4 protein-coding genes are annotated in these 8,060 nt (G+C 74.2%); 1 reads left to right on the top strand and 3 read right to left on the bottom strand.

The window, feature by feature from the left end:
- Nucleotides 1-303: 303 nt before the first annotated feature.
- Complete coding sequence (locus tag FNQ90_RS06960) at nucleotides 304-3,207, top strand: helix-turn-helix transcriptional regulator (protein ID WP_182605454.1); 2,904 nt, start codon at nucleotides 304-306, stop codon at nucleotides 3,205-3,207.
- Nucleotides 3,208-3,275: 68 nt separating this feature from the next.
- Here the strand turns inward: FNQ90_RS06960 and FNQ90_RS06955 are convergent, their stop codons facing one another.
- The 3 genes from FNQ90_RS06955 to FNQ90_RS06945 all read right to left on the bottom strand — a co-directional run.
- Entirely contained in the window at nucleotides 3,276-4,541 is a 1,266-nt protein-coding gene (locus tag FNQ90_RS06955) for an MFS transporter (RefSeq protein ID WP_143619147.1), read from the bottom strand.
- Nucleotides 4,542-4,572: 31 nt separating this feature from the next.
- On the bottom strand, nucleotides 4,573-5,862 hold the full coding sequence (locus tag FNQ90_RS06950; protein WP_182605453.1) for a cytochrome P450: 1,290 nt from the start codon (nucleotides 5,860-5,862) through the stop codon (nucleotides 4,573-4,575).
- The coding region (locus tag FNQ90_RS06945; RefSeq protein ID WP_182605452.1) for a non-ribosomal peptide synthetase at nucleotides 5,859-8,060 on the bottom strand (2,202 nt) is incomplete at its 5' end. The genes FNQ90_RS06950 and FNQ90_RS06945, both read right to left, overlap by 4 nt.

Here is an 8,060-nt window from a genome sequence, read left to right as displayed (position 1 = left end):
GCCCCGCAGTCGGAGGACCCCACCGGCGGGATCGCCCTCACCGGGCGGAACAGGACCTGCGCCCGGGCCCGTGCCCTCGCCGGCATGGTGCTGACCAGCGGCCTCGTCGTCACGATCGGAACCATGGACACCAGCGTCTCCGCCCCCGGGGGCATGGTCTGACCCGGTGACACGAACGAGCGGTGCGGGTCGCCCCCTCCACGGGGGCGACCCGTTCCGTTCCGCGCGGCCCGCGGGGGAATGATCGGATTCCCCCGCTCGCTCCCTGCCGCGTCAATTGACTGCCAAGTACACTTCACCCCCATGCGTTCTCGTGCGCCGAACATCGTCGGACGTGACCACCATCTCGCGCGGCTGGAACAGTCGCTGGTGGACGCGCGTAACCAACGCGGCGGGGTCGTCTTCCTGACGGGGGAAGCCGGCATCGGCAAGTCACGCCTCGCGGCCGAGGCGGCGGGCATGGCCTTCGACTCCGGCATGCGGGTGCTCCGCGGGCGCAGCAGCACCACCGGCCCCACCGTTCCCTTCCGGCCGCTCACCGAGGCCTTGATGTCGTTGTTCCGCGGCGGTGAGCCGATGGACGACCTGGGCCTGGGCCCCTACCGGCCGGTGCTCGGCCAACTGATCCCCGAATGGGGCCACGAGGTCCGCGAGACCGGTTCCATGGTCGTCCTCGGCGAGGCGGTGCTGCGGCTGCTGATCGCCACCGGTCGGGAACGGGGCCAACTCCTGCTGCTGGAGGACCTCCACGACGCCGACCCGGAAACCCTGGCCGTGGTCGAGTACCTGGTGGACAACCTCGACTTCTCGCCCGCCGTGCTGCTCGCCACGATCCGTACCGAGCCCTGCGACGCCCTGGACATGGCGCTCGCCGCCCAACAACGCGGCACCGGTTCGCTGCTGGAACTGCTGCCGCTGCGCCGCGACGAGGTCCGGGAGATGATGGCGGCCCACCTGGGCACCGATCCCGGGGGAGTCCCCGAGGCGGCCCTGGACAGGCTGTGGGACGACAGCGCGGGCAGCCCCTTCATCGTCGAGGAACTCCTCCAGGGGATGATCTCCGGCGGTGCCCTGGTGCGGGGCGGGGACGGCTGGCGCGTGGTCGGCGATCCCCGCAGTGACGTGTCGAGCACCCTGGCCCGGGGCATCCTGCGTCGCATCGACCGGCTCGGGCCGCAGGGACTGACGCTGCTCTCCGCGGCGGCCGTGTTCGGCCGGCGTTTTCCGTTGTCGGTCCTCCAGCACATGACCGGGATGAACGACCGCGACCTGCTCACCCACCTGCACGCCGGCGTCGCCGCCCAGCTCGTGGTGCCCGACGAGCCCTCCCCCGATTGGTACGCCTTCCGTCACCCGCTCACGGTGGAGGCGCTGTTCACCCAGCTCACCCCGGGCAACCGGGCGGACCTCGCCGGGCGGGCCGCCGACGCGGTGGAGGCGTTGCATCCGGCGCTGGAGGGCGAGTGGTGTCCGCTCGTGGCCGAACTGCGCTTCGCGGCCGGGGACCTCGTCGAGGCCGGGCGGCTGTTCGCCGAGGCGGGCCTGCGGGCCCTGCACGGCGGGACGGTGGGCTCGGCCGTCACCCTGCTCAACCGGGCCGAGGAACTCCTGCTCGACACCCCGGAGATCACCCGTCGCGCGGAGAGCCTGGAGGCCCTGCTGCCGGCCCTGGCCGAAGCCGGGGAGTTCCCGCGCGCCTTCGCCCTGGCGGAGGAGCTGCACGCCCTGGGCGGAGCGGGCCTCACCCCGCGGCGGCTCTCCGCCCTGCACACCCGCCTGGCGGGGGTCGCCCACATCGCCGGACGCTGGGCCGACGGCAACCGGCAGATCGAACGGGCCCGCGCCGTCCTGGGCGAGGAGGCGGCGGAACGGGACACCGCCCCCATCGATGTCGCCGCGGCCTACCTGACCCTGGACACCCCGGGAGCGGCGCGGACCCAACTCGCCGAGAAGCTGGCCCGTTCCGGACTGGAGGCCGCCGAACGGCACGGACTGCCCGTGGTCGCCTGCCGGGCCCTCGAGCTGCTGGCGACCCTCGCCCGGGAGCGCGACGTGGAGGAGGCCACCGGGCTGCTGGAACGGGCCCTGTACGTGGCGGAGAAGCACCGCCTCCCCCTGCAACGGATGTACGTCCTCACCCGGATCGGGGGCAACAGGTGGCTCACCGAGGGGGACCCGGAGGCGTTGCTGACCGCCCGGGGGGAGGCGCAACGCCTCGGTTCGGTCACCATCGTCCACACCATCGAGGGCATCCTCACGCTGGACGCCGTGCTGCGGGCGGACTTCGCCGGGGCGGAACGGTCCGTGGACGCCCAACTGCCGGTGGTCCAGCGCCTGCGGCTGGCCCCCGCCGCCCGCTACCTCCTCCTGGCCCGCGCGGCGCTCGCGGGACATCGCGGCGACCGGTCCGCGATGGAGGAGACGCTGGAGGCGTTCGCCGCCTGGGACGGGCCGGGCTCCCAGGAGGAGCCGTTGACCATCGGGCTGGCCCGGGCGTTCTGCTCGCTGCTGGAGGAGGACCGGCCCCGTGCCGTCCGGGAGTTGCGGGAGGTCGCGGTCCTGGAGCGGGAGAACCCCAGCACCTACTACCTCAGCGGCCATCACGGGCTCGCGGTCCTGCTGGACGTGCTCTCCGGGGAGGTCGACGGCGTGGCCCACGAGGAGATCGCCGCCGGCGCCCCGGGCCGGCTGCGCTGGAACCGGCAGTTCCTGGAACTGGCCCGGGCCGTCCTCCTCGGTCGCGAGGGCCGCGGGGAGGAGGCCGGGACCGTGCTGGCCGGGGCCCTGCGGCTCGCCGAGCCCTACCCCACCGCCCTGCACCTGGGTCTGCGGTTGGTCGCCGAGGCCGCCCGGGAGGACGGGTGGGGCGAGCCCGTCTCCTGGCTGCGCCGGGCCGAGCACCACTTCCACCGCCACGAGGTGCCCGACGTGACCAACGCCTGCCGGGCGGCGCTGCGTCGTCTGGGGGCCCCGGTGCACCAGCACCGCACCGGGACCAGCCGCATCCCCGAGGAGCTGCGGGCCCTGGGCGTGACCGTCCGGGAGTACGAGGTCTTCCGACTGCTCCCGGACCGCCCCGGCAACAAGGACATAGCCGACCGGTTGTGCATATCCCCGCGGACGGTGGAGAAGCACATCGCGAGTCTGATCACCAAGACCGGTCGTCCCAACCGCGCGGCCCTGTGCGACCTCTCGGCCTCCCTGTGAGCGGCGCTCCCCCCGACGGGGCGCCCCTCCCCCGGGGCGCCCCGTCCGCGGGGACCGCCGGCCCGCCGTCACCGCATGGCCCGGACCGGGCGTGAGGCCAGCGTCCCCAGGCCCGTGAGGGCCAGGATGAGGGCGACGATCCCGAACATCGCCCCGGTGCCCGTGTCGGCGAGCGCCCCGCACATCAGCAGGGAGACGGGGGCGATGGCGTACCCCAGGACCATGTCCAGGGAGATGACCCGGGTCAGCACCGACTCGGGGACGTTGCGCTGGAGCCAACTGAGCCCGAACACCCCCTGGAAGCCGATGGCGAAGCCCATGGTCAGGACCGTTCCGACGGCCACCGCGGCGCTGTCCAGCACACCCAGCACCCCCATGCCCACCGCCAACCAGCCGGCGAGTCCGGCGACCAGCAGGCCCACCCGGGGCCGCCCGGACACCGTGCCCCCGACCAGCGCGCCGAGGGTGGCGCCGGCGGCCAGGGCCCCGTTGAGGAGGCCCAGGGTCATCGAGCCCCCCTCCAACTCCCCGCGGGCCAGGGCGGCGAAGCCGATGGTGAACGGCCCGGCGTAACAGAACGTCACGGCCACGTCCACGGCGAGCATGCAGCGGATGCGGGCGTCCCCCCAGGCGTACCGCACGCCGGCGCCGATGCGGGCGATCAGGCCGGAGTCGGCGCCGTCGTCCGGCCCGTCCCCGTCCCCCTCCGTCGTCTCGTCGGCGGTCTTCCGGCGGGTCCGGATGCCGGAGACGCACAGGGCGCAGACGGCGAAGCAGGCCGCGTCGACGAGGAAGGCCACCCCGGCGTTGGTGAAGGCCACCACGACCCCGCCGAGCGCCGGGCCCAGCACGGCGCACACCCGTGCGCCGGCTCCCAGCAGGGCGTTGGCCTGGGTCAGCGTCTCCCGGTCCACGACCCGGGGCAGGATCGCCACCCGGGCGGGTTGGAAGAAGGCGTCGACGGCCCCGAAGAGCGCGGCGGCGGCGCACAGCATCCACAGCGTCAGTGTCCCGGTCAGCGCGGCCAGGCCGACCGCGGCCATCAGGCCGGACCGCGCCCAACTGGAGAGCACCATCAGCAGGCGGGGCGACCACCGGTCACCGAGTGATCCGCCGACCAGGGTGAGCACGGCGCGGGGCACGGCCTGGAAGGCGAGCACGTAGCCGAGGGCGAGGGTGGAATCGGTGAGGGTGAGGGTGACCCAGGCGAAGGCGATGTAGCTGAAGCCGTGACCGAGCTGGGACAGGGCCTGGGCCAGCCACAGCAGTCGGAAGGAGGGGTGCCCGGCGGGACTCCACAGGCGTGCCCCGGCACCTCCCAGGGTGGTGGTCATGAGTGGACCTCTCGTGCGCGGTGGGCGGGGGTCAGTAGTGGACGGGCAGTGCGGTGAGGCTGCGGTTGAGCAGGGAGGGTTGCCAGGTGTGCTCCCGGGAGGCGAGGCGCAGATCGGGGTGCTCGCGCAGCAGCACGTCGACCACGGTGACCGCCACCAGGCGGGCCAGGGCCGCGCCGATGCAGAAGTGGGCGCCGAAGCCGAAGCCGAGGTGGGGGGTTTTGCCGCGCCGCACGGAGAAGACGTCGGGGTCGGGGAAACGCGCCGGATCGCGGTTGGCCGCGGCGGTGACCAGGAACAGGCGGTCCCCCGCCCGAATGGTGTGGCCGTCCAGTTCCAGGTCCCGGGCCGCGCCCCGGATGGACATCTTGGAGGGGCCGTCGTACCGCATGGTCTCCTCGATCGCCGCCCCGACCAGTTCGGGGTCCTCCCGGACGGCGGCGAGTTCGGCCGGGTTCCGCAGCAGGGCCAGGACGGCGTTGGCGATGAGGTTGCCGGTGGTCTCGCCGCCGGCGAAGGCCATCTGGGTGAGCATCCCGACGAACTCCTCCTCGGTGACGGTGTCACCGACCCGTCCGTCGGCGAGGACCGAGCCGATCAGGTCCTCGCCGGGTTCGGAACGACGTCGGCGCACCAGGTCCCCCAGGTAGTCCTCCAGGCTGACCAGGGAGCGCAGCGAGGTGCGGTACTCGCGTTCCTCCTGCGCCGCTCCCAGGACCAGATCGCCCACCCGGGCGTTCCAGTACCAGAACGAGGGGCCGTCGGCCGCCGGCACGCCGAGCCAGCGACCGAAGACCAGCGAGGGGAGCGGCCGGGCGATGTCCGCGACGAGGTCGCCCGTGGTGCCGGGCACGGCCCGGCGGGCGAGCACGGTGCGGGTCACCCGTTCCACGAAGCCCCGGTAGCGCGCGATGGCGCGGGCCGCGAACTGTTCCTGGAAGACCTGGCGCAGCCGGCGGTGCTGCGGCGGGTCGTTGAAGACCATCCAGCGGGAGAGGATGTCGAAGGCGCGTTCGGCGTCCTCGCGGGCGCCCTGCGGAACGGCGTCCATCAGCGGCCGGACCCGGTCGGCGGAGATCGCCGGATCGCGCAGGCAGCGCATCACCTGCTCGTGCCCGGTGATCAGCCAGGCGTTGTGCATGCGACTGTGGTGGACCGGCCGGTGGTCGCGCAGGGCGTTGAGGTAGCCGTAGGGGTCGGCGTTGATCACCGGATCGAGCAGGTACCGCTCGGTGAAGGCCGGGGCTCCCGGGGCCGTGGTCCCGGTCGTGGCCCCGGTCGTGGTCCCGGTGGTGGCGGTGAGGGTGAGGGGTGCGTTCACTTCCGGGCCTCCGCCCTGATCGACTCCAGCAGCGCGGCGGTGCGGCGCACCAGCGGCTCGGAGAGCATGGACATGTGGTCGCCCTCGGTGATGTGGACGGTCAGCCCGCCGCCGGCGAGGGCGCGCCAGCGGTCGACGTAGGCGCGGAAGCCCACGTCCAGGCCGGGCATGGGACGGTCCTCCGGCAGATGGGCGGCGGCGGTGCCGATGACCAGGTGGACGTGGCCCGGGTAGGGGCGCGGGGTGTAGTCGGCGAGCGCGGTGAGCAGGGAGTGCCACACCTCGATGGGCGCCTTCTCCACCATGTCGGCCTCGCTCCGGCTCATGCCGGCGTCCAGCAGGAGGGCGGTCAGCTCCGCCGCGGCCCGATCGCGCTCCGGGGAGGGCGGCAGCTCCCGGACCCGGTCGCGCAGGGGCAGTGCCTCGCGCATCCGCCGGCCGACCCCGGCGAGCCGGGCGCCGGCCTCCGGGCTCGGCAGGTAGGGCTCGATGAGCACCAGCGGGGCGACCTCGTGGCCGTCGGCGTGCAGCCGGCCGGCCATCTCCAGGGCGATGTTGGCCCCCATCGACCAGCCCAGCAGGTGGTGCGGGCCGGGCCCGCCCCGTTCCGCCAGTTCGGCCGCGTAGTTGGCGGCGATGCCGGGGATGTCCCCGGGGTCGGTGCCGCCGAGCAGGCCGCGCGCCTGGAAGGCCCGCACCGGGTCCCCCGGCGGCAGGGCCCGGGCCAGGGGCACGTACCAGGCGGCGCTGCCCCCGCTGGGGTGGACGCACCACAGCGGGATGCCGTCGCCCCCGCGCAGCCGCACCTCGGAGCGGATCTCCGGGGCCGCGTCGGATTCCGCGGCACCCCGGCGCCGACCGGCCCGGTCGGCCCGGTCCGCGAGGCCGGCCACGGTGGGGGTCTCGATGAGGTCGCGCACCGAGATCGACAGGCCCCGGTCCCCGGCCAGGGCGGCCACCCGCACGGTGGACAGGGAGCTGCCGCCGATGTGGAAGAAGTCGTCGTGGACACCGATGCGTTCCAGGCCCAGGACCTCCCGCCAGACGTCGACGAGGGTCTCCTCCACCGGGGTGCGGGGAGCGACGTACCCGGCTCCGTCCCCCGCCCGCTCGGCGGAGGGCAGGGGCAGCGCCCGCCGGTCGATCTTGCCGCTGCTGTTGACCGGCATGGCGTCCAGGACGACGAAGCGGGCGGGCACCATGTAGCCGGGCAGCCGGCCGCGCAGGTCCCGGCGCAGCGACTCGACGGTCGGCTCCGCGCCGTCCCGGGGCACGAGGTAGGCGACGATGCCGGGTTCACCGGGCAGGTCGCGCCGCAGGAGGACGACGGCCTGGCCGACATCGGGAAGTCGTCGCAGCGCGTGCTCGATCTCGCCGAGTTCGATGCGGTAGCCGCGGAGCTTGATCTGCGCGTCGCGACGTCCGAGCCAGCGGACCGAGCCGTCCGGCAGGTGGGTGCCGATGTCACCGGTGCGGCACAGCCGGGCGCCGGGCGGCCCGTAGGGGTCGGGCACGAAGGCGGCGGCGGTCAGTTCGGGGCGGTTGAGGTAGCCGCGGCCGACGGCGTGTCCGCCGAGGTGGATCTCGCCGGGCACGCCCACGGGGACGGGACGCAGGTCCTCGTCGAGGACGTGGACGCGGGTGTTGCGGATCGGGGTCCCGATCGGTGGACGGCCACCGGCGGGCCGCAGTCGCGCGGCGACGTTCCACACCGAGGCCTCGGTCAGGCCGTAGACGTTGAGGAAGCACCGGTCCCGGGACCACCGGTCGGCCAGGTCGGCCGGGCACTCCTCGCCGGCGACCTGGAGCTGGTCCAGGGCGGGGAACCGGTCCTCGCCGAGGGTGGCCAGGGCGCTGGGCGGGAGCATCGCGGCGGTGACGCCCTCGCGGATCAGGGTGTCGGCCAGGTCCGGGCCGGGGCGCAGGTCCTCACGGGACGCGGTGCACAGCACCCCGCCGTTGGCCAGGGCCCAGGTCATCTCCAGGATGGAGGCGTCGAAGCCGAAGGAGGCGAACTGCAGGACCCGCACCCCGGGGCCGTGGGTGACGAGGTCCCGCTGGCCCTCCAACATGTTGGTGAGGCCCCGGTGGGGGATGGCGGCCCCCTTGGGGGTCCCGGTGGAGCCCGAGGTGTAGATGATGTAGGCGGTGTTGTCGGGGCCGATCGGCGCCTCGGGAAGCGGGGCGGCGGTCGGGGC

It is taken from the genome of Streptomyces alkaliphilus (genome assembly GCF_014141535.1).
Taxonomy (GTDB): Bacteria; Actinomycetota; Actinomycetes; order Streptomycetales; family Streptomycetaceae; genus Streptomyces; species Streptomyces alkaliphilus.
This window is presented reverse-complemented; position numbering and strand designations above follow the sequence as displayed.

Bases quoted from the DNA above. Each gene is read 5' to 3' on its own strand.
- FNQ90_RS06955 (WP_143619147.1), bottom strand. From the start codon at position 4,541: ATGACCACCACCCTGGGAGGTGCCGGGGCACGCCTGTGGAGTCCCGCC.
- FNQ90_RS06960 (WP_182605454.1), top strand. From the start codon at position 304: ATGCGTTCTCGTGCGCCGAACATCGTCGGACGTGACCACCATCTCGCG.